Here is a 22,686-nt window from a genome sequence, read left to right on the forward strand (position 1 = left end):
TGAACTGACGGCCTGAGCGCTCTCCGGCTTCCCGCTGATCCGTCGGCAGGGAAAGCCGGATATGCCGCCGTCACGCTCGCCCCGGACCGGCAGCGCTGGCTCTGCGGCAGGCATTGCAGTCCGACTGTCGCAATAGCATAACATTCGCATGCCAGACAGGCAGCGAATGAAGACGATAGCGGTCTACAGCCTCAAGGGCGGTGTCGGGAAATCCACCTTCGCCGTCAATCTCGCATGGGCATCCGCCGTGCTCTCTTCCCGACGCACCTTGCTGTGGGATCTCGACCCCCAGGCTGCGGCGACATATCTGCTCGCACCGGCCGCTGCCGCCCGGGATGCCGCACGCGACGTCTTTTCGAAACAGGTCGACCCTGCCGATCTCTGCCAGCCGACCGCCATTGCGGGGTTGGACCTGCTCGCCGCGGATCCATCGCTCCATGGGCTGGAGCGCCTTCTCTTCGACCTTGGCAAGAAAAAGCGCCTCGCCCGGCTGATCGAGAACCTCAAGAAACATTATGAGCGCGTCCTGCTCGACTGCCCGCCGGGTCTCACCGAGACTGCGGAACAGGTGCTGAAGGCAGCAGACATACTGGTCGTGCCAGTCGTTCCCTCGCCATTGGCCCGCAAGTCGCTGGACGATCTGGTCGAGACGCTGGTGCGTCGTGGCGGCTCCCACCCGCCCATCCTGCCGGTCTTCTCGATGGTGGATCGCCGCCGCAAGCTCCATGTCGCGGCGCTGGAGAGCCACCCGGACTGGCCCTTCGTCACTTATGCCAGTCAGGTCGAGCAAATGGGAACGAGACGTCTGCCGCTCGGCGCCTATGCGCCGCAGAGCCAGCAAGCCGCGCAGTTCGCCGGCATCTGGGCAGCGATCGAACGACGACTCGCCCAGAGCTGAGCCCGCGCGACCCGCTCGCTTACGCCACCTGGCTGTCGGAGCTGCCGAACAGCGCCCGCGCATCGGCCGCCGGCATCGGACGGCCGAAATAATAGCCCTGAACGTTGGTGCAGCCCAGCGCGCGCAGCAGATCGAATTCCCCTTCCGTCTCCACGCCTTCCGCCGTCGTCTCCATGTCCAGGCCTTGTGCCATCGCCACGACAGCGCGCACGATCGCCAGGCTCTCGCGCTGATTGCGCGCGGCTCCCTCGACGAAGCTGCGATCGATCTTGATCGTGCTGAAGCGGGTGCGCGAAAGATAGCCGAGCGACGAATATCCCGTGCCGAAGTCGTCAAGCGCCAGGCACACGCCCAGCTTCATGAGCTTCTCCAGCAGTTGCCCGGCGCCCATCCCTTCGCGCAGGAAGACGCTTTCCGTCACTTCCAGTTCAAGACGATTGGCAGGCAGTCCGCTATGGGCAAGCGCCCCGACCACGGTTTCCAGAAAGGCGGGGTCATAAAGCTGCTCCGGCGAGACGTTGACGGAGACGCGCACATCCTCGGGCCAGGTCGCCGCTTCCCGGCAGGCCGAACGAAGTACCCAGTTGCCGATCGGCCCCATCAGCCGCGCATCCTCCGCCACCGGAATGAAGCGGCTCGGCGACACCTGTCCGAGCTCCGGGTGAAGCCAGCGCGCCAGCGCCTCGAAGCCGCTCACGCGGCCATCGCTGGCACTCACGATCGGCTGGAAGAGCAGATACAGCTCATCCCGCGCCAGGGCATCGCGCAGCGCGATCTCGAGCGTCCGCCGCTCTTCCGCGTCCGCATGCATCGATGGCGTATAATGCTGATGCTTGCCTCGCCCGGCTTCCTTGGCGCGATACATCGCAAGATCGGCATTGCGCATGAGGGTCTCGGCGTCCCGGCCATCATTGGGGGCCAGCGCTGAGCCGACACTGGCGCCAACGAACAATGTGTGCCCATTGACGAGATAAGGCTGGGAGACGGCCTTGATGATCTCGGCAGCCAGTCGATCGATGTAGAGCTGCTCGCCTACATCCCGAACAAGGACCGCGAATTCGTCTCCCCCGAGGCGTCCGCACAGCTCGTTCGGAGAACAGACCTTGCGGAGCCGCTCGGCGACCTGGGCCAGAAGCTGGTCGCCGATGAGATGGCCCAGCGTGTCGTTCACGGACTTGAAGCGATCGAGATCGACCATGATGAAGCCGCAACGCGTATGCCACTGCGATACCTGCGCGATGGCGAGCGAGAGTTCTTCGGTCAGGTGGAGGCGATTTGGCAGGCCAGTCAGCATGTCGAAACGGGCCATCTGGGCAATGCGCTCGGCCGCTTCCTTCTGAACCGTGATGTCCGAGCCGACGCCTCGAAACCCGTGAAAGACGCCTTTATCGTCGGTGCGCGGCGACGCAGATATCTGCCACCAGCGCTGCTCCTCGTTCACCAACACCGGCAGCACGAGATCGGAGAAAGGCGCACGCTGCTTCAGCCGCTCGGCAAGTTCGTGCAAGGCGGGATCGAACGCGCCGGTTTCCCAGGCCGGTCCCGCCAGCACCTGCAGGATCGAGCGCCCCTCCAGGGCTTCGCACGTGGTGCCGAGCATGCGCGCGAAGGATGGCGAAACGCCCGTGAGGCGCCGCGCCGCATCGATCTGCCATAGCGCATCGGCAGCCTCGACATCATGCTCCTTGAGGAGAAGACTGACGACCTCGCGTTTCTCCGCGAGCATCTTGCTGGTGGTGAGTTGCACACCGAACAGATGGGCCTGCCGAAGACTGGCTGCGAGAAGCAGGATCGCATAGGTTGCTCCCACCGCAGCGAGCATCGGGTCCGCATTTTCCCGCATCATCCATATGGCGCCGGCACTGATCGGCAGGATAAGGCCGGCCGCGGAGAGCGGCGTGGACTGGCAGGTCATCGCCGTCGCCGCCATCAGGCAGCATGCGATGGTCCAGAGCGTGACCATGCCGGCCGGCCCCGTCTCGCGACCCATTGCGAGGATCGCCGCTGCCCATGCACAACCCTGAAGAAACGACCACAGGCCATGGCGAAGCAACGCGGCGCGCGTGACGCTCGAATAATCTGAAGTCACATGCTTCTGGCGCATGCGGAAGGAGGGGATGTGCACGCCGACCAGAAACAAGGTCCAGAGGGCGAGCGCCCAGATCGGCACATATCCCTGAAAGCGGACATTGATGAGGAAGACCGAAATCGCCGCCAGGGCGGTATACAGCCCCAACATCCGGTCGGCCGCGCGAAGCTGCTGACCATGCACGAACTCGACATGGCCGCCCGGCAACCGCGTGAATCCCATCAGGACGCCAAGCGAGAGCGTCTCGGGAAGGCCGTCCGGCCGGCTTGTCCTGGGCGAGACTCGGTTCGTCACACCCTGCTGATACGGCTCGCTGGTTATCAAGCCGTAAGCAGCGGGCCAGGGAACGGCGCCTCATCGTAAAGCTGCCGCGCCTGGTCGCCTCTCGCTGCGGGACCGCCGGAAGGCGCCGTCAGCCCCGCAACGCGCTAGGCAGCCACATCGTAAGGGACAATCTCACCTTCAAGATAGAGTTTGCGCGCCTTCGAGCGGCTGAGCTTGCCCGAGCTGGTGCGCGGCAACGAGCGTGGCGGCACCAGTTCGATCACGCAGTTCATGCCGGTGATGGAGCGCACCCGTTCGCGAATCTCCTCGCGCAGCCTCGCCCGCTCTTCCTTGTCGGAAACGCGGCAATGGACCAGCACCGCGGGCGCTTCTTCGCCGCCCGGCGTCGTGATCGCGAAAGCGGCGATGTCGCCCTGCTTGAAGCCGGGAAGCTGTTCCACGGCCCATTCAATGTCCTGCGGCCAGTGATTCTTGCCGTTGACGATGATCATGTCCTTGGCGCGGCCGACGATGTAGAGATAGCCATCCGAGAGATAGCCCATGTCGCCGGTATCCAGCCAGCCGTCCGCCATGCAGGCATCGGTCGCTTCCTGATCCCGGAAATAGCCGACCATCAGGCTGGACCCGGTGGTCCAGACCTTACCGATCATCCGGTCGGGCAGGATATTGCCGAAATCGTCGCGAATTTCGACGGTCATGCCCATCACCGGCTTGCCGCAGTTGACGATGGCGCGGTAGCGTTGCGGCCTGTCCTGCGGCGCATTGCCGCCGGAAAGCTCCGTTTCCTCGACCAGCTCGACGATGATCCCTTCGCCCGGCGGCATGATGGTGACGGCAAGCGTCGCTTCCGCCAGCCCGTAGCTCGGCAGGAAAGCCGAGGGACTGAAACCCGCCTCCGCAAAGGCATCCACGAAGCCCTGCATCACGTCGGGCCGAATCATGTCGGCGCCATTGCCGGCAAGCCGCCAGCGCGAAAGGTCGAAGCGTTCGGACGCCCGCGTCTGGCTCGACATGCGACGCGCGCAGATGTCGTAGCCGAAAGTCGGCGAATAGCTGATCGCGGTGCCCGGATGACGCGAGATCATGTCCAGCCAGGCGAGCGGTCGCCGCGCGAAATCCTCGGTCTTGAGATAATCGGTCGAGACCTGGTTGGCGACAACCGAGAGGAAGCAGCCGACAAGGCCCATGTCATGATACCAGGGCAGCCAGCTGATGCACCGGTCGGTGGGAATGAGTTGCATGCCGTGGCTGTGCGCCGCGAGATTGGCAAGCAGCGCCTTGTGCGTCACCGCGACGCCATGCGGGAAGCGCGTCGAGCCGCTCGAATATTGCAGATAGCAGATATCGTCGGGCGATGCGGCAGGCAGGTCGCACGGCGCGACGTCCGCGGCGAGGAAATCCTCGAAGCTCAGCGGCTCGACATCGCGACGGCGCGCTGCCTCGCTTGCCATTTCGGCGAGCTCGGCGGGAAACAGCAGCATCAGCGGATCGCAACTCGAAAGCTGGACGACGAGCTGGTCGATATAGCTTTCCTTGCCGCCGAAGCTGGTCGGCAACGGCAGCGGCACCGGCCAGGCGCCCGCATAGACGATGCCGAAAAAGAGCTGTGCGAACTCGGCCCCCGTTTCTGCCACCAGCGCGATACGGTCCTGCGGCTTCACGCCGCGCGCTATCAGCCGATAAGCGCAATCAAGCGCATCGGCCCGCATCTCGATAAAGGGATAAGCTCGTGCGAGATTGCCGCGCGCATCATGGAAATTGAGGCCGCGCACGCCCTCGGCGGCATAATCCAGCGCCTCCCCCAAAGTCCCGAAATCCGCAAAACGTCGCGCAAGCCGATCTTCCGTCGGTGTTGGCTGCATCAAGTGTGACCCTTCTCTTCCGCCTATACTCGCTCGAAATCCGAACCATGGCGGCTTGTCCGGCGTGCTCCTGCGCTTATGCCCGAAAGCCGCAATTCACGTCGCGCCTGGCGATTTCTTGCCTCCGCCAAGCAGATTCACTTATGAACGGGACTATGGCACAAAAAAGGCGCAGTCGCCCGGAAAGGCAAAAAACGGGGCCGCGCCCGCTTGATCCGGAGACGCTCGAGAATCTGGCGCTGACCTATGTGAGCCGGTTTGCGACGAGCCGGGGGCGCTTGACCAGCTATCTGGCCCGCAAGCTGCGCGAACGCGGCTGGCAAGGCGAGGAACTGCCGCCGGTCGAAGCGATCGCCGATCGGCTGGTGGCGCTGCGTTATGTCGATGATGAAGCCTATGCCACGATGAAGGCGGGCGCCATGCAGCGGCGAGGCCTCGGCGGTCGGCGGATCGCCCAGGCACTGCGGCAGGACGGCATCGATGAAACAGTAGCAGCCGGCGCAGCGCCGGACCTGCGCGCCCGGTGGGAGGCCGCCGACCGGCTGGCCCGCCGAAAGCGCGTCGGCCCCTACGCGGCTGTCCGGGCCGACCGTCCGGCGCGGGAGAAGCAACTCGCGAGCTTTCTGCGGGCCGGCCATGACCTGACCCTCGCCCGGCTCTGGATCGATGCAGCGCCGGATGAGCCGCCATCCATCCCCGATGACCAGGACTGACCAGGAATGAAGCGAAATTCATGGCTGTGGACGGCGAGCCTTGCCTTGCTGATCGCCGCGACCGGCTGCCGCGGCGATGCGCCGGCCACACCGGATGACGGCCCGGAGGTCGCCCCGACGACGCGGGAAGGCGAGGTCCAGCTGCGCATCACCACTGTCTCCGGCGACATCAGGCGCTTCCAGGTCGAGCTGGCGGTGGATGACGCCAGCCAGCAGCGCGGACTGATGGAGCGAACGCATCTCGGCCCCGATGCAGGCATGCTCTTTCCCTATCCCTATCCGGTCGCCGCGTCCTTCTGGATGAAGAACACGCCGCTTCCGCTCGACCTCATCTTCATCCGGCCAGACGGCACGATCGCCGCCATCCTGCCCGGCGAGCCCAATGATCTCACGCCCCTCTCCGCGGGTGAAGCCGTGTCGGGCGTGCTGGAAGTGAATCGGGGGCGTGCCGAAGCCCTTGGCGTGGCGCCCGGCGACAAGGTGTCATGGGGGAATTGCGACGAGGCTCCACCGGCCGCCAATGCGTGGCGAGCCGACCGCTTCTGCCCGGGCGAGACCGAATGAAGGCTCAGCGGCATTTCGGCGGTTGCCAATAGCGGGGGAGAGCGGCTAAGCGCTGGCGCCATGGGACTTCTCGGCAAGATCTTCACCTGGTGGGACGGCGCCACCATCGGCACCGCGCTTTTCAGCATGCGCAAGGGCACCAGGGTCGGCGAGGATCATCAAGGCAACGTCTATTACGAGGGCGGGGTCGATCCGAACGGCCTGACGCGGCGCTGGGTCATTTACAAGGGTGCCAACGACGCGAGTCGCGTGCCTTCCGAATGGCATGGCTGGCTGCATCACTCGATCGACGGCCCGCCCGAGAGCCATTTGCCCCCGCCGCGCATCTGGGAAGCGGAATTCACGCCCAATCAGACCGGCACGCCCAATGCCTATCGGCCCTCCGGGGCAATCGAGGCTGGCGGCAAGCGCCAGATGGCGACCGGCGACTACGAAGCCTGGGCCCCGGACGCGTGACGCGAGCCCGGTCCGCCGTGCCGGGCCGGTGGTTGCTCCCGCTCGGCCTTGTTGCCCTGCTTGGCGCGTGCGGCCAGCCGGAAGGCGCCCAGAATGCCAGCAATGGCATGCAGGAAGAACGCCGCCGGGACGAACGCCCCGTTCAGGTCGACAACGGCCTGCCCGGCACACCGATGGCCGAGCGCGCCGCCGAGATCGGCCTGCTGAACAAGCGCAATGGAATCACGCGCAAGCTTGCCATGAAGCCCGGCGAGGCCGTGCGTGTCGGCAATGCCATCGTCCGCCTGCGCGCCTGCGAGTCGACTGCGCCCTGGGAAATGAACAGGGAGACCGGCGCCTTCGTTCAGCTCGATGTGCTGGAAAGCCGTGACAACAAGTGGCACCGCGTCTTTTCCGGCTGGCTCTTCAAGGAGCGGCCGGATCGCAATGTGGTCATCCACCCGATCTACGACGTCTGGGTCAACAGCTGCGCAATGACCTGGCCGGAAACGGGCCCCGATACGGTCAAGGTTTCGGAAAGAGGCACGCGCGCCGAAGGATCGGCAGCGAGCCAATCCAGCGCGGAGAATGCCGCCGAGGCAGCGCCCGCCGCGCCCTCGCCCGCACCCTCCCCTTCGCCTTCCGCCAGCGCTTCGCCCAGCAACAACGAATAGCGTTCGGCCGGGATCTCGATCGCGCCGAGCGATGCGAGATGGGGAGTCATGAACTGGCAGTCGAGCAGAGTGAAGCCGCCCACCCGGAGCCGTGCAACAAGCCAGGCCATGGCGACCTTGGATGCATCGGTCATGCGGCTGAACATGCTTTCGCCGAAGAAGGCCCGGCCGAGCGCAAGGCCATAGAGCCCACCGACCAGCCGCCGCTCGCCATCCTCGCGGAACCACACTTCCACGCTGTGCGCCAGGCGGCGATGATGGAGGCGCAGGAACGCCTCCTCGATATCGCGATTGATCCATGTGGTCGGACGATCCTCGGCGCTCTCGGCGCACAGCGCGATCACCTCGGCGAAGGCCGTGTCCGCCGTCACCTCGAACCTGTCGGAGCGCAGCGTCTTGCGCAGCGAGCGCGAGAGATGGAAGCCATCGAGCGGCAGGATGGCCCGCTGCTCCGGCTCCACCCAGAACACCGACCCGGCCGAGCGATCATCCGCCATCGGGAAAAGACCCACGGCATAAGCGCGCAACAGGATCGGCAGGTCGATAGCCATCGAATCTCCGTCTAGCAGGCCGAGCCGCCCTTGTCGTCGCCCACGCTTCCTTCTAGCCCCATGCGGACACAGGCAAACGACCCGGCAGGAGAGAATATCATGGCGACATATGTGCTGGTGCATGGCGCATGGGGTGGTAGCTGGGGCTATGCCAGCCTCGCGCGGGCTTTGCGTGCCGCCGGGCATGATGTGCACGTCCCGTCCCTCACCGGCCTTGGGGAGCGCGCCCATCTGGCGCATGGCGGCATCACGCTTTCCGATCACATCGCGGACGTGGTGAGCCTGATCGATTGCGAAGACCTGTCGGACATCATTCTGGTCGGTCACAGCTATGGCGGCATGGTCGTCACCGGCGTGTCGGCCCTGCGCGGCAAACGTATCCGTAGCCTGGTCTATCTCGACGCTTTCCTTCCGCAGGACGGGCAAGCGCTCTGGGACGTGGCGGACGAGGCGACGCGCCGTCTCTACATCGAGAACCAGAAGGGCACGCCCGGCCTTGTCCAGCCGATCTTCCCGATGCCGGAAGGGCGCACGAGGCGCGTTTCCGGCCATCCGCTCCTCACCCTCCTGGAGCCGGTAAAACTGGGCGGCGAGGAGAGCGCCATTTCCCGCCGGGTCTATGTTTACGCCAATGCCAGCCCGCTCACCATCTTCACCCAGTTCCGGGATCGCTGCCTCGCCGAGGAGGGCTGGAGCGTCCACGAAATCGCGACCGGACACATGGTGTGGGACGAGGATCTGCCCGGCGTCACGAAGATCCTGCTGGATGAAGCGGCGGCTGATCTGCGGTAAATCGAAGCTCGTGCTTGCGCCCTCGCGCGACGCGGGTTAAGAGCGCCGCCTTCGCCGGCACAGGAGTGTAGCTCAGCTGGTAGAGCGTCGGTCTCCAAAACCGAATGCCGGGGGTTCGAGTCCCTCCACTCCTGCCAAAGACTTGCCGACGGGCGCGACTGCGCCTAGATGCAAGGCCGGTTTTGGAACCAGGCGGCGGACTGGCCGGGGGAAAAGCTCCGGGTGCGGTCCGCTTTCTTGTGTTCCAAAGAGTTCATTTTTGAAAGAGCAGAGAGAGCGTGGCGAAAACCTCCCCCACAGAGTTCTTCCGTCAGGTCCGCGCCGAAGCCGGCAAGATCGTCTGGCCGACATCGCGCGAGACCGTGATGACCACCATCATGGTCGTCATCATGACGTCGACGCTGGGCCTTTTCTTCTTCGGCATCGACTCGCTGTTCGGATGGATCGTGCGGATGCTGCTGGGCCTGGCCACCGGCCAGGGCTGATCTCCGCCAACGCGAAACTGAGGAACACAAGGCACATGGCGCGCTGGTACATCATCCACGCTTATTCGGGCTTCGAGAACAAGGTCCGCGATTCCATCATGGCGGAGGCGGAGCGCATCGGCCTTGCCCAGCTCATCGAGCAGATCGAGGTCCCCACCGAGACCGTCACGGAAGTGAAGCGCGGCAAGAAGGTGCAGGTCGAGCGCAAGAACATGCCCGGCTATGTCCTCGCCAAGCTGACGATGAACGATGACATCTATCACCTCATCAAGAACACGCCCAAGGTGACGGGTTTCCTGGGGTCCATGGGCAAGCCGCAACCGATCAGCGAGAGCGAGGCCCAGCGCTTCTTCAGCTCGCGCGAGGAAGCCGCGACCCAGCCGCGCCACAAGGTCAATGTGGATTACGAGATCGGCGACAGCGTGAAGGTGATGAGCGGCCCGTTCGCGAGCTTCATCGGCACGGTGGAAGAGCTGGACTTCGAGAAGAGCCGCGTGAAGGTCTCCGTCTCGATTTTCGGACGCGCGACACCGGTCGAGCTCGATTTCGAGGAAGTCGAGCTTTCCAAGTAACGGCAAGCGCCATCAGGTAATGAGGGCCGTCGATCGCGAGATCGGCGGCCTTTTCGTTTGCGGGTCTCCGGGCGGCGCGGCCATGTTCGAGTTCGAGACGACCATCGGCCTCCAGAAGGTTGAGATGGGCGAAACGGGATGAGACGACCGCCCCACGACGCCTCACCATGCAGGCTCCGCCACGCCCGTCCAACATGGCGCTGCAGTCTTGGAAGTTTACAAAGATGACGATACGTCCGTGTCATCTTCCGCTTCCGTCAACTTTGCGGCGCCGCAAATCAGGCGGACGCCAGAGCCCGTCCCGGCAAGCCTTTGCGGCCTGACCGGACAATGAAGCTCCTCCAATGAGAAACAGCCGTGCCTGCACCTGTCGCTCTCGACGGAAGCAGGCGTCCGGCAGGACTGCCATGGCAGAGGGGGTGTAGGACAGGGCAAAAGCGGATCTGCGGGCAGGATGGAGCGCAAGAAACCCCGGCCATCCCCGCACTCGAGCGCGTCTGCCCCCGTTCAGCAAGGCATCCGCGCAGGCGACAGGCCATGCCTGTCACCCCCAGGGATCATGGCTCGGTTGCGAGCAGATAGAGCTGGCGCAGGGCATCGATCGGCTTGAGCACGCCTTCATGCTCGATGTGCCAGAAGGTCCAGCCATTGCAGCTGGGCGCGCCTTGCAGTGTCGCGCCCAACTTGTGGATCGACCCCACCTGCGTTCCGCTTTCCAGGCTGCCATCGGCCCGCACATGGACATTCCAGCGGCCCTTGACGTCGCGGAGCGCGGTCCCCGGTGCGATCATCCCCGTCTCGACCAGCGTGCCGAACGCGACGCGGGGCTGACTGCGCGGCGACTGCATGATGGCGAGCGCGCTTTCATCGAGCGGGAGGGCCGCCGCGATGCGCTCGCGCGCCACCTCGCAATAGCTGTCCTCGCGCTCGATCCCGATCCAGCGGCGACCGAGGCGACGTGCAACCGCGCCTGTCGTGCCGGTGCCGAAAAAGGGATCGAGCACCACATCGCCCGGCTTGGTGCAGGACAGCAGCACGCGATAGAGCAATGCCTCGGGCTTCTGGGTGGGATGCGCCTTGTGCCCGTCCCTCTTGAGCCGCTCCTGTCCGGCGCAGATCGGAAGCACCCAGTCCGAACGCATCTGCAACTCGTCATTGAGCGTCTTCATCGCGCGATAATTGAAGGTGTATTTCGCTTTCTCGCCCTGGCTCGCCCAGATCAGCGTCTCATGCGCATTGGTGAACCGCGTACCCTTGAAGTTGGGCATGGGATTGGCCTTGCGCCACACGATGTCGTTGAGGATCCAGAAGCCGGCGTCCTGCATCAGCGCGCCGACGCGGAAGATGTTGTGATAGCTGCCGATGACCCAGATGGTGCCGTCCGGCTTCAGGATGCGGCGCGCCTCGGACAGCCATTCGCGGCAGAAGGCATCATAAGCGCCATAGCTGTCGAAATGATCCCAGGCATCGTCCACGGCATCCACGCGCCCGCCTTCGGGACGGAAGAGATCGCCCCCCAGCTGGAGATTATAAGGCGGATCGGCGAAGATCATGTCCACGCTGCCGGTCGGCAGCGTCCGCATGATGGCAATGCAATCCCCCTGCAGCAGCATGTCGAGCGGCAGGCTGACGCTCTCCTTGCGCGACACTGTCTTCAGACGTGTCGGCCGATCCGCGACCTTCGCGATAACCCCCATGACGGCAATTCCCCTGTTCGTTCGGCACGGGTTTGAGTCCCCGCGACTCAGCCGTCAAGCTTGGTAATCTTGGTTTACGGATGGCTTGCCGGGAGCCGGGAAGCGGAACGAAACGAGTTCCCCACGAGGGATGGAGTCTCGCGATTCGATCCAGACTCAACATCTTGTGGTGTTGCACGCAGGACTCAATCCTTCCGCGCCCCGGCATTTTTTTTTAAGACGCCCGGTTCCATGCGTCACAACAGCCCAGGCCCGGACAGGAGCAGCCAGATGCCGATCCCCGCGAACAGCATCGCCGCGACGAGCCGCACCGCTTTCAGCGGCACGCGCCGGACCAGCTCATGGCCCAGGAACACGGCGGGGACATTGGCCAGCAGCATTCCCAGCGTCGTGCCAAGCGTCACCATCCCGACCTGCTGGAACTGCGCGCCAAGAGCGACGGTCGCGACCTGCGTCTTGTCGCCCATCTCCACCAGAAAGAACGCGACCGTGGTGGTGAGGAAAGGCCCGAAGCGACCGGGCTCTTCCGGCAGATCGTCCATCTTGTCGGGAATGAGAGTCCATAGGGCCATCGCCAGGAACGAGGCTGCGACCAGATAATGGAACCAGGCGGCACGAACCAGCGAAGCGACGCTGACCCCGAGCAGCGCGGCGAGGAAATGATTGGCGAGCGTGGCCGCGAGAATGCCCAGGATGATCGGCAGCGGCCTGCGGAAGCGCGTGGCGAGCAGGATCGCCAACAATTGGGTCTTGTCGCCGATCTCGGCCAGCGCGACCACGGCGGTCGAAGTAAACAAGGCTTCCATGATGATGCACTCAGGGCCAGGGCGAACATACCGATGACATCACGCCTTCCGCCCGGCCCGGACGAAAGCGCAACGTCATTGGTCTCGCCTGGACCTCCGTCCCCCGCCGCCATGACCTCTCGGCCAAGTATGTTGACGCGCGGGCCCGCCGAACCGGCGGCTGGCTACTCCCCAAGTGACGCAAGCCCGCTAGGGGAAACCGGCACGCCCGTCAATCTCCGGGGCGCACGCCGCGCTGGCTGATTTGTGGCAAGGCCCCACGCCGCCCGCCTCGTTTGCCCGTTTCAGGCCAGCGCCATCTGCGCGACGGGCGTGAAGCTGCGTCGATGCAGCGGGCTGGGCCCGTGCGCGCGCAGGGCGGCGAGATGATCGGGCGTGCCATAGCCCTTGTTGCGCTCCCAGCCATATTGCGGATGGGCCAGCGCCGCCTCGCGCATCAGCGCATCGCGATGCTCCTTCGCGATGATGGACGCGGCGGAGATGCAGGGTTCGAGCGCATCTCCCCCGACGATCGGGCGTGCGCTCCAGCGCCATTCCGGACGGCGACCATGGGGCGTCAGATTACCATCAATGAGCACTTCAAGCGGATCGCAGCCGATGCGGGCACACAGCGCCTCCACCGCGAGAGTCATCGCCAGCATGGTCGCGCCGAAGATGTTGAGCTGGTCGATCTCCGCCACGTCGACCACGCCGATGGCCCAGTGGCATCGCCGCTTGATGGTCGCTTCCAGTTCCGCACGACGCGCTGCGCTCAGCTTCTTGCTGTCATCGAGACCCGCCGGGCGGGGCTTGCAGAGAATCACGGCCGCGGCCACCACCGGCCCGGCGAGCGGGCCCCGGCCGGCTTCGTCCACACCTGCGATCATGGCAGGCGCCAGGGCGGATAGCGGCGGTTCTCGCCAGCCGCGTACAGGCAGACGCGATTGCCGGCCGGATCGACCAGCCATGCCTCGCGCCAGCCCCAGCCCTGCGTCTGCGGCTCGCTGTCGAAGACAAGGCCGGCCGACTGAAGCTGTGCCACGCGCGCGTCCAGATCGTCGCACTCGAAATAGACCGCCGGGCTATCGCCATGGATGGAAAGCGTCGCGCCGCCGGGTGCCTCGAACCGCGCATAGCCATTGCCGGGACTGTCGACGATGAGCCGCAGGCCCAGATCCTCGTAGAAGTCGCGCGAGGCGGCATAATCCAGCATCGGTACGCTCAGCTGGTTGAGCCGCGGGGGCGGCCCGAGGTCGAGCCGTACGGTGCCATGCCCCATCGGACCATGACCCTGGCCCAGCCCCGGCGCGTCCCGCAGTGCCAGCCGCACGAAGAGACGCGCCCGCTCGATGGCCTGGGGCAGATCAAGCCCCTGCCCCAGGCCGCAGGCAATCGCGCTGGCCAGCGTGCATCCGGTGCCATGGGTATGGGGCGTATCGATGCGCGAGCCTTCCCACCGGGCGATTTCGCCTTCCGGCCCGACCAGCCGGTCGATGATCGTCTCGCCCGGCGCGTGCCCGCCTTTCACCAGCAGCATCTCGCCGCGCACCGTCAGTTCATGCTCGCCGCCCAGTGCCTCCAGCTCCGGGAGGTTGGGCGTCGTGAGAAAGGCCCAGCCCATCAGCTCGTGCAAGCTGTCGATCGTTTCCGCATCGGCCAGCGTGCCGCCGCTGCTGGCGACCATCACCGGATCGAGGACGACCGGCGCGCCGATCGTTTCCAGTCGCTCCGCGAGCGCCAGCGCCGTCTGCGCGGAGCCGATCATGCCGATCTTCACGGCATCCACGCCGATGTCGCTCACCACGCTGTCGATCTGCGCCAGAACCATCTCGGTCGGCACGGGATGGATGCTCTGCACGCCCAGCGTGTTCTGTGCCGTGATGGCCGTGATCGCCGTCATCGGATGGCCGCCCAGCATGGTGACGGTGCGGATATCCGCCTGAATGCCGGCGCCGCCGCCGGAATCGGAGCCGGCGATGATGAGGATGCGGGGAATCGTCATCAGGCGCTTTTGCCGAGTGCATCGGCCGGTGTCGAGCCATCGACAATCGAAACGCGCTCGGATCGGCTTTCAGGCTGGCCGATCGAGGTCGGTCCCAGCACACGCAAGCCATGCTGGCGAAACGAGGTCAGGGGGCGCTCGACTGATGTGCCTTCAGACCGGTCTGTCTTGTGCCCGGCCGAGGCAGGCCACGCTCAGGCGCGGAAGCGCCGCTGGGTGGCGGCGGGATGATCCACGAGCGCCTTGCCCCTGCGGGTTGGCCGGTCGAGCAGTTCGCCGCCGCAATTGGGGCAGCGGTCGTCCATCTCCTCCGCGCAGGTCGCGCAGAATGTGCATTCGAACGAGCAGATGAAGGCGCCACCTGCATCGGCCGGCAGATCGGTGCCGCAGCGCTCGCAGTCGGGGCGCATTTCAAGCATGGGTGTGACCTTGCTCAGGCATTCACGGCCGCTGCGCCAGCCACCGCGTCGCAGATGCGATCGACCACGCGCTTCACCTGTTCGCCATCATCTCCCTCCGCCATCACGCGGATCACGGGCTCGGTGCCGGAGGGACGGATGACGAGGCGGCCGATGCCTTCCAGCTCCTTCTCCGCCTGCGCGATCACCGCCTTGACGCTTTCCGCCTCCAGCGGCTTGCCCCCTGCGAAGCGGACATTCTTCAGCAGTTGCGGCACCGGCTCGAACTGGCGCAGCAGCTCGCTGGCCGGCCTGCCGCTTTCCACCAGCGCGGCAAGCACCTGCAGCGCGGCAATGGTGCCGTCACCGGTCGTCGCATAATCGCTCAGGATCATGTGGCCGGACTGCTCGCCGCCCACATTGTAGCCGCCCTGCCGCATCGCCTCGAGCACATAGCGGTCGCCCACCTTGGTGCGCACGAGCGGAATGCCCTTGTCGCCGAGCAGTCGTTCCAGCCCGAGATTGGACATGACCGTCGCCACCACGCCGCCGCCGCGCAGCGTGCCGCGCGCGGCCCAGCTCGTGCCGATGAGCGCCATGATCTGGTCGCCGTCGACGATCGCCCCGCTCTCGTCCACCACGATCAGCCGGTCGGCATCGCCGTCGAGCGCGATACCGATGTCCGCCCCGGAAGCGACCACGGTTTCCTGCAGAAGCTGCGGCGCGGTCGATCCGCAATCCTGATTGATGTTGATGCCGTTGGGCGTCACCCCGATCGGGACCAGCTCGGCACCCAGTTCCCAGAAGGTCGTGGGCGCGGTGTTGTAGGCCGCGCCATTGGCGCAATCGAGCGCGACCTTCAGCCCGTCCAGCCGCAGATGCGCCGGGAACGTGGATTTCACGAAATGGATATAGCGCCCGCGCCCGTCCTCGATCCGCCGCGCCCGGCCGATATTGGCCGGCTCAGCAAGCGGGATGTCGCCATTCTCGATCAGCGCCTCGATCTTCATTTCGTCGGCATCGGAGAGCTTGTAGCCATCGGGGCCGAACAGCTTGATGCCATTGTCGAAATAGGGATTGTGGCTGGCGGAGATCATCACACCGAGATCCGCGCGCATGGATTCTGCGAGCATCGCGACGGCCGGCGTGGGAATGGGGCCGAACTGGACCACATCCATGCCCACGCTGGTGAAGCCGGCCACCAGCGCATTTTCGATCATGTAGCCGGACAATCGCGTGTCCTTGCCGATGACGACGCGATGCCGGTGGTTGCCGCGCATGAAATGGCGGCCGGCCGCCATGCCCACTCGCATGGCCATTTCCGCGGTCATCGGCGCCGTGTTGGTGCGGCCGCGGATGCCATCCGTGCCGAAGAAGCGTCTGCTCATGGCGCTCCAGGTTTCTGTTTTGCCATATTTTTCGAGTCGCCGGATGTTCCCATCCAGCATCGATACTCTAGCGAAGGCATAGCGCAGGGCGCCAGTATTTTTCGGCCAGGTTTCTCCGCCATGTGCGCAGCGGGAGCAAAGCGCCCGTTGCGGATCCCGGGACCGGGAGCAGATCTACCGATCACGGCCGGAGGGAAAGCGCCTCGGCGCCTCCCCTCCCGGCTGCTCAGTTTGCCGTGGGCGTCACGCGAAGCCCTTCTTCCGGACGGTCATCCGTTGGCGGCGGGTCGTCGCGAAGCGTGTCGAGGTGCATCAGCTTCCTGATGACCGGTGAGACCGCCAGAACCGCGACGGCAATGCCCACCGTCCACCAGCCGATAGTCGAATAGACCGCCAGCGTGCCTTCCTTGGTCATCTCGCCGCCATGGCCCCCGGTTGCCTCGCCGATCTTGCCCGCCACGAAATTGCCGACGGCGGTCATGTAGAACCAGGCCCCCATGATGAGGCTTGCCAGATGCTTCGGCGCCAGCCGGTTCATCGCGGAAAGGCCGACAGGCGAAAGACACAGCTCACCGGTCGTCTGGAACAGGTAGACCAGGAAGACGAAGATAACCGGCGTCAGCGCCGCCATGCCGACCGACTGGGCACCCCAGACGAAGATCAGGAAAGAGAAGCCGACCTGCGCCAGCGCCAGGCCGAATTTGGCGGGCGCCGAAGGCTCCCAGCCACGCTTGCCCAGAAAGACCCAGAGCCACGCGAAGACCGGCCCCAGCAGCACGATATAGATCGGGTTGATCGACTGGAACAGCGAGGCTGGCACCCCGCCCCGGTCAACATACCGGTCCGTATAGAGATTGAGGCTGCCGCCGGCCTGCTCGAACAGGCCCCAGAAGACCGGGTTGAGCGCGATAAGGAAGAGGATTGCGAACATCCTGTCACGCGCATGGGGTTCCAGCTTCAGCGCCGAGAACATCACATAGCCGAGCAGGCCGATGCCCGAGACGATGAGCAGGTTCTGGATGATGCTCTGATATTGCACGAGGAACCAGATCACCGCGATCGAAGCGATCCCGATGCCGTAAAGCCCCCATTCGAGCTGCTTGGTGAGGAGCCGGGGCGGCTCGCCTTGCCCCATGAGCCAGGGCTTGCCGAGAATGAAGACCAGCGCGCCCAGCAACATGCCGAGACCCGCCGCGCCGAAACCATATTTCCAGCCATAGGTTTCGCCCAGCCAGCCCGCCATGATCGTGCCGATGGCCGCGCCCACGTTGATGCCGACATAGAAGATCGTATAGGCGCCGTCCCGGCGTGGATCGGTCAGGCCGTAGAGCTGGCCGACGATCACGGAGATGTTGGCCTTAAGGAAGCCCGAGCCGACAACGATGCAGGAAAGCGCGAGCCAGAAGATGTTGATCGTGGGGTCTGCCTGTCCGCCCGTTCCTTCGAACGCCATCAGCAGATGGCCAGCGGTCAGGATCAGCGCGCCGAACAGCACCGCCTTGCGCTGGCCGAGATATTTGTCCGCCAGATAGCCGCCCAGCACGGGCGTGATGTAGACGAGGCTGGTATAAGCGCCATAGACTAGATTGGCCTGCCCGTCCGCGAACAGCCAGTGCTTGGTGAGGTAGAAAATGAGCAGGGCCCGCATGCCATAATAGGAGAAGCGTTCCCACATTTCGGCAAAGAAGAGAATGTAGAGACCCTTGGGATGTCCAAGGAATTCAGGTTTCTTGCTGGATAGTCCGGCAGCGCCGCCGATCAGCAGGATCAGCAGCACACCGAGCGCGATCGCAGGTATGGTGGCCATAAAGTCTCCCATTTCGCGCGCCGGCTCCTGACCCCCAATGGCCGTCACGTGTCTGGCTGCGCGAAGATTGATCGAGCGAGACTAGAGATAAACCGGGCGCTGTGAAGCGCATTTTTTCCGCGTCTTTCTGCGAGCCGTTCGCAAAGGTCTTGGCGGCGGCGGCGCATTTCGCTAGCGCTTGGCCATGCTCAATGATCGCTCATCCCTGCTCGCTTATCTCTCCACCCGACGCTCCGGAAAGCCGCGCGACCTGGCAGAGCCCGGCCCCGACCTCGATCAGATGCGGGAAATGGTGCGGATCGCCGCGCGCACGCCCGATCATGGAAAGCTCGCACCCTGGCGGTTCGTGATCGTGCCGGGCGATCGGCGCGAGGCGCTGGCCGCCCTCCTGGCCGATGCCTATCTCGCGGAGAAGCCAGAGGCGGGCAGGATGGAGATCGAGGCCATGCACCAGTTCGCACGGCAGGCGCCTGCGCTGATCGTGGTGCTTTACTCGCCGAAGCAGAGCGCCATTCCGCTCTGGGAGCAGGAGCTTTCCGCCGGCGCCGCGACGATGAACCTGCTTCATGCGGCGCATGCCATGGGATTTGCCGGCGGCTGGCTCACCGGCTGGCCGAGCTTCAACGATCGCGTGCGCGATGCATTCGGCAGCCCGGACGAACGGATCGCCGGCTTCGTTTTCATCGGAACGCCGGCGCGCGCGCTCGAGGAACGGCCGCGCCCTGATCTGGACGATGTCCTGTCGGTCTGGGGCCAGGACTGAAAGAAGGGCGGATCGGCCCGCCGCTCGGGCCTGTCTGGTCTTAAGTTCTTGACCGATTGGCTGTATTATGTCACTGACGCAGCATGATCGACGACAACCGTCCCGTCTATCTGCGTTTGCGTGATGTCATCGCCGCAGCCATCCTGGAAGGCCGCTATGGAGATGGCGATATCCTCCCCTCCGTGCGCGCCTTCGCCGCCCAGCAAGGCGCTAATCCACTCACCGTCGCCAAGGCTTATCAGAGCTTCCAGGATGACGGGCTGGTGCAGGTGAAGCGCGGCGTCGGCATGTTCGTATCCCCCGGTGCCTCGCGCAAGTTGCGGGCCATGGAGCGCGAACGGTTCTTTTCCTCGGTCTGGCCCCCGGTCGTGGAGCAGATGAATCGCATCGGCATCACGCTGGACGAGCTGACGGACCGGACCGAAGCCTGAGGCACGGCCTCCTTCAGCCCTGCAGATTATAGCTTTTCATAAGGTCGTAGAGCGTAGGCCGGCTCACGCCGAGCATGCGGGCAGCTCCCGAGATATTGCCATCGGCACGCGTGAGGGCACGGCGGATCGCCTGCTGGTCGGCGGCTTCACGCGCGGCCCGTAGATTGATGACGCCCTCGGCACCTTCCCCGTCGACGAGATCGAGATCGGCGGCGCTCACCAGCTTCCCGTCCGCCAGAATGACCGCGCGCTTTACGCGATTTTCCAGCTCGCGCACATTGCCCGGCCAGGCCCATTCGTCGATGGCGGCGATGGCATCGGCCGCCAGCCCCTTCACTTGCGGATTGAGTTCGCGGGCATAGCGCACCACGAAATGCCGGGCCAGCAGCACAGCATCCCCGGCGCGCTCCGCCAGCGCCGGAATGCGGATCACGATTTCGGCGAGACGGTAATAGAGATCCTCGCGAAACCGCCCGTCAGCGATCATCGCTTCGAGATTCTGATGCGTCGCGCACACGATGCGGCAGTCCACAGCGATGGGCTGGCGCCCGCCGAGCCGCTCGATCACCCGCTCCTGCAGGAAGCGCAGCAGCTTCACCTGGAGGGCGAGCGGAATGTCGCCCACTTCGTCCAGGAACAGCGTGCCGCCCTCGGCCCTGCTCGATCTTGCCCGCCACCGTCCGCACGGCCCCGGTGAAAGCGCCCTTCTCATGACCGAAGAGCTCGCTTTCCAGCAGCGTCTCGGGAATGGCGGCGCAATTGATCGCAATGAATGGCCCGGATGCCCGATCGCTCGCTTCGTGCAGGCCGCGCGCCAGCAATTCCTTGCCGGTACCGCTCGCGCCGAGCAGCATCACCGTGACATTGGCATTCGCGACCCTCTCGATCATCCGGGCCACCTTGAGCATCTCCGGGGCCGCCGTGATGAGCCGCCCCAGCACCTGCCTGTCCTCGGGGGCCGCTTCGGCGAGGCGCCGGTTTTCGCTTTCGAGGGCATGGACATGGAAAGCGCGCGAGACGATGTGGCCGAGCGCTTCGATATCGATCGGCTTCTGGTAGAAGTCCCACGCCCCTTCCGCGATGGCGCGCCGCGCGCTGGCGCGCTCGCCATGCCCGGATGCGACGATCACTTTCGTCTCGGGGCGTTCGGCGAGCATCTGTGCGAGCAGCGCCATGCCTTCGCTGATGCCATCGGGGTCCGGCGGGAGCCCGAGGTCGAGCGTCACCACCGGCGGCGCCTCGCTGCGCAGGATCTCCAGGGCATCCTCACGGTTTCCGGCGATGAAGAGCTGATAATCATCATAGGCCCAGCGCAATTGCCGCTGGAGTCCGGCATCGTCCTCGACGATCAGCAGCTTGGGGCGAGTATCGGGCATCAACCGGTCTTCCGTGCCGGCACATGGCCGGTTGTGGGGGTGTCAGCCGCCTGCTTAGCGGCAAAAGGCAACCGGATCGTAAAGCATGTGCCTTCGCCCGGCCTGCTCTCGACATCCAGGCTGCCACCCATGGCGGATATGAGCAGCCGGGCTTCATGGGCCCCGAGGCCGAAGCCGTCCGCCTTGGTGGAGCTGAAAGGACGGAACAGCTCGTCCCGGATGAACGCGGGCGCCATTCCCTCGCCGCGGTCGATCACGCGAAGGCAGGCAGCCCCCTCCTCCTCGGAGAGCATGATCTGCACGATCCGGCCGGCCGGGCTTGCCTCGATCGCGTTGCGGACCAGATGCGCCATCGCGCGGGATAAACTATCGGCGTCGCCCCGAACGGGTCGCATCGCGTCACCGGTCACTTCGACCAGCCCGAGGCCGGCGGCCCAGTTCGGCGCCAGCGTGCGGACCAGCGGCCCCAGCACCATGCTCGCCGTCTCGCGCGGCGGTGCGCCCGGACGACCCAGCCGCTGGAGCAGTTCGGTCATGCGGGACGCGGTCTCCCGGAGCGTGAGCACCATGTCTTCCCGAAAGGCAGGATTGTCCGCATGACGCTGGGCATTGCTGGCCAACAAGGTCATGTGACTCACCAGATTCTTGAGATCGTGCAGGATGAAGGCGAAGCGGCGATTGAACTCGTCGAAGCGTTGCGCCTCGGCGAGCGCCGCGCGGCTGCGCGCCTCGCTGATGCGCGTCGCCGCCTCATTGCACACCACGCGCAGCACATCGAGATCCTCCCAGTCGAGCCGTCGCCCGCCCGGCGGCTGCGCGAGCAGGATCGCCCCGACGAGCTGTTCGTGGTGGACAAGCGGCGCAATGGCCCAGGCGTCGGCGCTCCGGCGCATCCAGTCCGGCAGCATGGCGCCATAACGAGGCCAGTCCGCCGCGACATCGACGATCCAGCTGCGCCGGGCCATCTCGTTCGCGAGCTCCGGCGCAAGCTGCTCTGGGGGAGTGCTGCGCTCCGGCCATCGCCACTGGCGCGCGCAGGCCAGGCATCCTTCGGCATCGCCGAGATAAAGCGCCGCCGCCGGCGCATCCACGGCCTCGGCGATCGCGCGCGTGATCCGTGCATCAAGCGGTACGGTCTCCTCGGCATTGTCCGCGACGTTCGCCGCGAAACGGAGCCAGAGTGCGCGATAATCATATCGATGCGCGAAGAGATGCTTCGATATCGCCACCCGCAGCCATGAACGCAGCGAGGCCGAGGGCATCAGCGCGAGCACGGATACCGCCAGCGCGAACAACATCGCCGACTGCGTCAACCGGCCGAGCGGCGCCGCGATCTCGCCGGAGAACATCGCCGCCATCACCACGACCAGCACATAGAGTGCGATGATGCCGAGCGAGACGAGCCGCATCATGACCGTCCGGGAGAGCGCGATGCGACGCGTGCCGTCCGTTCGCAAGCCGACGGCCAGTAGCACGGTCGCCAGAGCCATGACGAAGCCGCGCATCGGCGCCACTGCCTCGACGGGCCCGCCAAGGAGCCATGCCAGGATATAGTGGTTGAAATCATAGGCCCACATGAGCGCCATGGCGCCCCCGACCCAGATTTCGCGGCGGGCGCCGGCAGTCTCCTCCCTGTGGACCGACAGGCCATGAAGCATGACCAGCGCGCCGAGCGCGAAGATATCGCGCAGCAGCCAGCTCGCTTCAAAGACCGGCAACAGCGCGGTGCGGACCGACGCCCCTTCGCCGATCACCAGATCGAGGCAAAGCTGCATGCTCAGCAGGAAGGCCAGCGCGACGAGCACCAACTGCCGGCCGCGATGCGCTCCGGCTCCGTCGGGCCTGCGCCTCAGATAGTAGGCCAGAACCGCGAGCCATGCGCCGTTGCGAACGGTCTCGGCGACTCCGTCCGCGATCAGATCCACGCGCAATACCCCGGCAAGGGCATGGCGCAGCGACCACAGGGCCGTCACCGCAAGCGCGACCACCAGCAGCCGACCCTCGTGCAACCGGCCGAAACGGCGCGACGTCAGGATGGCGAGACTGGCGAGCAGGGCCGCGGCAAGGGCATGCCCCGCATGGCCGGCGATCATCCAGAGCGAAGGCATGGACGCGCGCG

Annotated in this window: 21 protein-coding genes, 1 tRNA gene, 2 pseudogenes and 1 riboswitch; of the genes and pseudogenes, 12 read left to right on the forward strand and 12 right to left on the reverse strand. The window is 65.3% G+C overall.

Annotated features, from left to right (window positions below; genetic code table 11):
- Nucleotides 1–166 precede the first annotated feature (166 nt).
- Nucleotides 167–898, forward strand: coding sequence for a ParA family protein (locus HNP60_RS10475; protein WP_184153396.1), 732 nt, complete (start codon nucleotides 167–169; stop codon nucleotides 896–898).
- A gap of 19 nt (nucleotides 899–917) precedes the next feature.
- Here HNP60_RS10475 and HNP60_RS10480 read toward each other — a convergent pair whose 3' ends face one another.
- Both HNP60_RS10480 and HNP60_RS10485 read right to left on the reverse strand, forming a co-directional pair.
- Complete coding sequence (locus HNP60_RS10480; protein WP_260394840.1) at nucleotides 918–3,209, reverse strand: putative bifunctional diguanylate cyclase/phosphodiesterase; 2,292 nt, start codon at nucleotides 3,207–3,209, stop codon at nucleotides 918–920.
- Nucleotides 3,210–3,415: 206 nt separating this feature from the next.
- On the reverse strand, nucleotides 3,416–5,134 hold the full coding sequence (locus tag HNP60_RS10485) for a fatty acyl-AMP ligase (RefSeq protein ID WP_184153401.1): 1,719 nt from the start codon (nucleotides 5,132–5,134) through the stop codon (nucleotides 3,416–3,418).
- A gap of 155 nt (nucleotides 5,135–5,289) precedes the next feature.
- Between HNP60_RS10485 and HNP60_RS10490 the strand changes: the two genes are divergently transcribed.
- The 4 genes and pseudogenes from HNP60_RS10490 to HNP60_RS19965 all read left to right on the forward strand — a co-directional run.
- Nucleotides 5,290–5,847 (forward strand): regulatory protein RecX, encoded by a 558-nt coding sequence (locus tag HNP60_RS10490; RefSeq protein ID WP_184153404.1) that lies wholly within the window; start codon nucleotides 5,290–5,292, stop codon nucleotides 5,845–5,847.
- Between the two features lie 6 nt (nucleotides 5,848–5,853).
- Nucleotides 5,854–6,411, forward strand: coding sequence for a DUF192 domain-containing protein (locus tag HNP60_RS10495; RefSeq protein ID WP_184153407.1), 558 nt, complete (start codon nucleotides 5,854–5,856; stop codon nucleotides 6,409–6,411).
- Between the two features lie 60 nt (nucleotides 6,412–6,471).
- Nucleotides 6,472–6,867: an NADH:ubiquinone oxidoreductase subunit NDUFA12 gene (locus tag HNP60_RS10500; protein WP_184153410.1), complete on the forward strand. Its 396-nt coding sequence runs from the start codon at nucleotides 6,472–6,474 to the stop codon at nucleotides 6,865–6,867.
- 239 nt (nucleotides 6,868–7,106) lie between these two features.
- Nucleotides 7,107–7,277 (forward strand): annotated as a pseudogene (locus tag HNP60_RS19965) (DUF2155 domain-containing protein); the annotation flags it as partial.
- Between the two features lie 35 nt (nucleotides 7,278–7,312).
- Here the strand turns inward: HNP60_RS19965 and aat are convergent.
- The gene (gene aat, locus HNP60_RS10510; RefSeq protein ID WP_184153413.1) at nucleotides 7,313–8,071 is read right to left on the reverse strand and encodes a leucyl/phenylalanyl-tRNA--protein transferase; all 759 of its coding nucleotides are present in this window, start codon (nucleotides 8,069–8,071) and stop codon (nucleotides 7,313–7,315) included.
- Between the two features lie 99 nt (nucleotides 8,072–8,170).
- On the opposite strand from aat, the gene HNP60_RS10515 reads away from it, so the two are divergent.
- From HNP60_RS10515 to HNP60_RS19970, 5 genes are all read left to right on the forward strand, one after another.
- On the forward strand, nucleotides 8,171–8,863 hold the full coding sequence (locus tag HNP60_RS10515; RefSeq protein WP_184153416.1) for an alpha/beta hydrolase: 693 nt from the start codon (nucleotides 8,171–8,173) through the stop codon (nucleotides 8,861–8,863).
- Between the two features lie 61 nt (nucleotides 8,864–8,924).
- Nucleotides 8,925–9,000 (forward strand) — tRNA-Trp (locus HNP60_RS10520).
- A 141-nt stretch (nucleotides 9,001–9,141) separates the two neighbouring features.
- On the forward strand, nucleotides 9,142–9,348 hold the full coding sequence (gene secE / locus HNP60_RS10525) for a preprotein translocase subunit SecE (RefSeq protein WP_014076578.1): 207 nt from the start codon (nucleotides 9,142–9,144) through the stop codon (nucleotides 9,346–9,348).
- A gap of 35 nt (nucleotides 9,349–9,383) precedes the next feature.
- On the forward strand, nucleotides 9,384–9,920 hold the full coding sequence (nusG, locus tag HNP60_RS10530; RefSeq protein WP_014076579.1) for a transcription termination/antitermination protein NusG: 537 nt from the start codon (nucleotides 9,384–9,386) through the stop codon (nucleotides 9,918–9,920).
- A gap of 19 nt (nucleotides 9,921–9,939) precedes the next feature.
- Nucleotides 9,940–10,062 carry a hypothetical protein gene (locus HNP60_RS19970; RefSeq protein WP_260394841.1) on the forward strand — a complete coding sequence of 41 codons (123 nt, stop codon included), beginning with the start codon at nucleotides 9,940–9,942 and terminating at the stop codon, nucleotides 10,060–10,062.
- Between the two features lie 415 nt (nucleotides 10,063–10,477).
- On the opposite strand, the gene HNP60_RS10535 is transcribed toward HNP60_RS19970, so the two are convergent.
- The 7 genes from HNP60_RS10535 to HNP60_RS10565 form a co-directional block, all read right to left on the reverse strand.
- Nucleotides 10,478–11,617, reverse strand: coding sequence for a site-specific DNA-methyltransferase (locus HNP60_RS10535; RefSeq protein ID WP_274703322.1), 1,140 nt, complete (start codon nucleotides 11,615–11,617; stop codon nucleotides 10,478–10,480).
- Between the two features lie 236 nt (nucleotides 11,618–11,853).
- Entirely contained in the window at nucleotides 11,854–12,423 is a 570-nt protein-coding gene (locus HNP60_RS10540; protein ID WP_184048229.1) for a TMEM165/GDT1 family protein, read from the reverse strand.
- 10 nt (nucleotides 12,424–12,433) lie between these two features.
- Nucleotides 12,434–12,609, reverse strand: a riboswitch (yybP-ykoY riboswitch).
- A 98-nt stretch (nucleotides 12,610–12,707) separates the two neighbouring features.
- Nucleotides 12,708–13,289: a ribonuclease HII gene (locus HNP60_RS10545; protein WP_014076582.1), complete on the reverse strand. Its 582-nt coding sequence runs from the start codon at nucleotides 13,287–13,289 to the stop codon at nucleotides 12,708–12,710.
- A complete protein-coding gene (thiD, locus tag HNP60_RS10550; protein WP_184153419.1) occupies nucleotides 13,286–14,404 on the reverse strand; it encodes a bifunctional hydroxymethylpyrimidine kinase/phosphomethylpyrimidine kinase in 1,119 nt (372 codons plus the stop codon). The genes HNP60_RS10545 and thiD overlap by 4 nt, the downstream gene beginning before the upstream one ends.
- A gap of 194 nt (nucleotides 14,405–14,598) precedes the next feature.
- Nucleotides 14,599–14,823, reverse strand: coding sequence for a DUF1272 domain-containing protein (locus HNP60_RS10555; RefSeq protein WP_184048224.1), 225 nt, complete (start codon nucleotides 14,821–14,823; stop codon nucleotides 14,599–14,601).
- Nucleotides 14,824–14,837: 14 nt separating this feature from the next.
- A complete protein-coding gene (glmM, locus tag HNP60_RS10560; protein WP_184153422.1) occupies nucleotides 14,838–16,190 on the reverse strand; it encodes a phosphoglucosamine mutase in 1,353 nt (450 codons plus the stop codon).
- A gap of 226 nt (nucleotides 16,191–16,416) precedes the next feature.
- Nucleotides 16,417–17,997, reverse strand: a complete 1,581-nt coding sequence (locus tag HNP60_RS10565; RefSeq protein ID WP_184153425.1) for a peptide MFS transporter — start codon at nucleotides 17,995–17,997, stop codon at nucleotides 16,417–16,419.
- Between the two features lie 184 nt (nucleotides 17,998–18,181).
- Here HNP60_RS10565 and HNP60_RS10570 point away from each other — a divergent pair, with 184 nt between their 5' ends.
- A complete protein-coding gene (locus HNP60_RS10570) occupies nucleotides 18,182–18,760 on the forward strand; it encodes a nitroreductase family protein (RefSeq protein ID WP_184153428.1) in 579 nt (192 codons plus the stop codon).
- Nucleotides 18,761–18,843: 83 nt separating this feature from the next.
- Nucleotides 18,844–19,191 (forward strand): GntR family transcriptional regulator, encoded by a 348-nt coding sequence (locus tag HNP60_RS10575; RefSeq protein WP_014076588.1) that lies wholly within the window; start codon nucleotides 18,844–18,846, stop codon nucleotides 19,189–19,191.
- 13 nt (nucleotides 19,192–19,204) lie between these two features.
- On the opposite strand, the pseudogene prsR reads toward HNP60_RS10575, so the two are convergent.
- Nucleotides 19,205–20,567: pseudogene (gene prsR, locus HNP60_RS10580) on the reverse strand (PEP-CTERM-box response regulator transcription factor).
- Nucleotides 20,567–22,675, reverse strand: a complete 2,109-nt coding sequence (gene prsK, locus HNP60_RS10585; protein WP_184153431.1) for an XrtA/PEP-CTERM system histidine kinase PrsK — start codon at nucleotides 22,673–22,675, stop codon at nucleotides 20,567–20,569. Before prsK ends, prsR begins: the two are co-directional and overlap by 1 nt.
- Nucleotides 22,676–22,686: the final 11 nt, after the last annotated feature.

The sequence above is a fragment of the Sphingobium lignivorans genome (assembly GCF_014203955.1).
GTDB lineage: Bacteria > Pseudomonadota > Alphaproteobacteria > Sphingomonadales > Sphingomonadaceae > Sphingobium > Sphingobium lignivorans.

Coding starts and splice junctions, on each gene's coding strand:
- HNP60_RS10475 (WP_184153396.1), top strand. CDS start 167: ATGAAGACGATAGCGGTCTACAGCCTCAAGGGCGGTGTCGGGAAATCC.
- HNP60_RS10480 (WP_260394840.1), bottom strand. CDS start 3,209: ATGGGATTCACGCGGTTGCCGGGCGGCCATGTCGAGTTCGTGCATGGT.
- HNP60_RS10485 (WP_184153401.1), bottom strand. CDS start 5,134: ATGCAGCCAACACCGACGGAAGATCGGCTTGCGCGACGTTTTGCGGAT.
- HNP60_RS10490 (WP_184153404.1), top strand. CDS start 5,290: ATGGCACAAAAAAGGCGCAGTCGCCCGGAAAGGCAAAAAACGGGGCCG.
- HNP60_RS10495 (WP_184153407.1), top strand. CDS start 5,854: ATGAAGCGAAATTCATGGCTGTGGACGGCGAGCCTTGCCTTGCTGATC.
- HNP60_RS10500 (WP_184153410.1), top strand. CDS start 6,472: ATGGGACTTCTCGGCAAGATCTTCACCTGGTGGGACGGCGCCACCATC.
- aat (WP_184153413.1), bottom strand. CDS start 8,071: ATGGCTATCGACCTGCCGATCCTGTTGCGCGCTTATGCCGTGGGTCTT.
- HNP60_RS10515 (WP_184153416.1), top strand. CDS start 8,171: ATGGCGACATATGTGCTGGTGCATGGCGCATGGGGTGGTAGCTGGGGC.
- nusG (WP_014076579.1), top strand. CDS start 9,384: ATGGCGCGCTGGTACATCATCCACGCTTATTCGGGCTTCGAGAACAAG.
- HNP60_RS19970 (WP_260394841.1), top strand. CDS start 9,940: ATGAGGGCCGTCGATCGCGAGATCGGCGGCCTTTTCGTTTGCGGGTCT.
- HNP60_RS10535 (WP_274703322.1), bottom strand. CDS start 11,617: ATGGGGGTTATCGCGAAGGTCGCGGATCGGCCGACACGTCTGAAGACA.
- HNP60_RS10540 (WP_184048229.1), bottom strand. CDS start 12,423: ATGGAAGCCTTGTTTACTTCGACCGCCGTGGTCGCGCTGGCCGAGATC.
- HNP60_RS10545 (WP_014076582.1), bottom strand. CDS start 13,289: ATGATCGCAGGTGTGGACGAAGCCGGCCGGGGCCCGCTCGCCGGGCCG.
- thiD (WP_184153419.1), bottom strand. CDS start 14,404: ATGACGATTCCCCGCATCCTCATCATCGCCGGCTCCGATTCCGGCGGC.
- HNP60_RS10555 (WP_184048224.1), bottom strand. CDS start 14,823: ATGCTTGAAATGCGCCCCGACTGCGAGCGCTGCGGCACCGATCTGCCG.
- glmM (WP_184153422.1), bottom strand. CDS start 16,190: ATGAGCAGACGCTTCTTCGGCACGGATGGCATCCGCGGCCGCACCAAC.
- HNP60_RS10565 (WP_184153425.1), bottom strand. CDS start 17,997: ATGGCCACCATACCTGCGATCGCGCTCGGTGTGCTGCTGATCCTGCTG.
- HNP60_RS10570 (WP_184153428.1), top strand. CDS start 18,182: ATGCTCAATGATCGCTCATCCCTGCTCGCTTATCTCTCCACCCGACGC.
- HNP60_RS10575 (WP_014076588.1), top strand. CDS start 18,844: ATGATCGACGACAACCGTCCCGTCTATCTGCGTTTGCGTGATGTCATC.
- prsK (WP_184153431.1), bottom strand. CDS start 22,675: ATGCCTTCGCTCTGGATGATCGCCGGCCATGCGGGGCATGCCCTTGCC.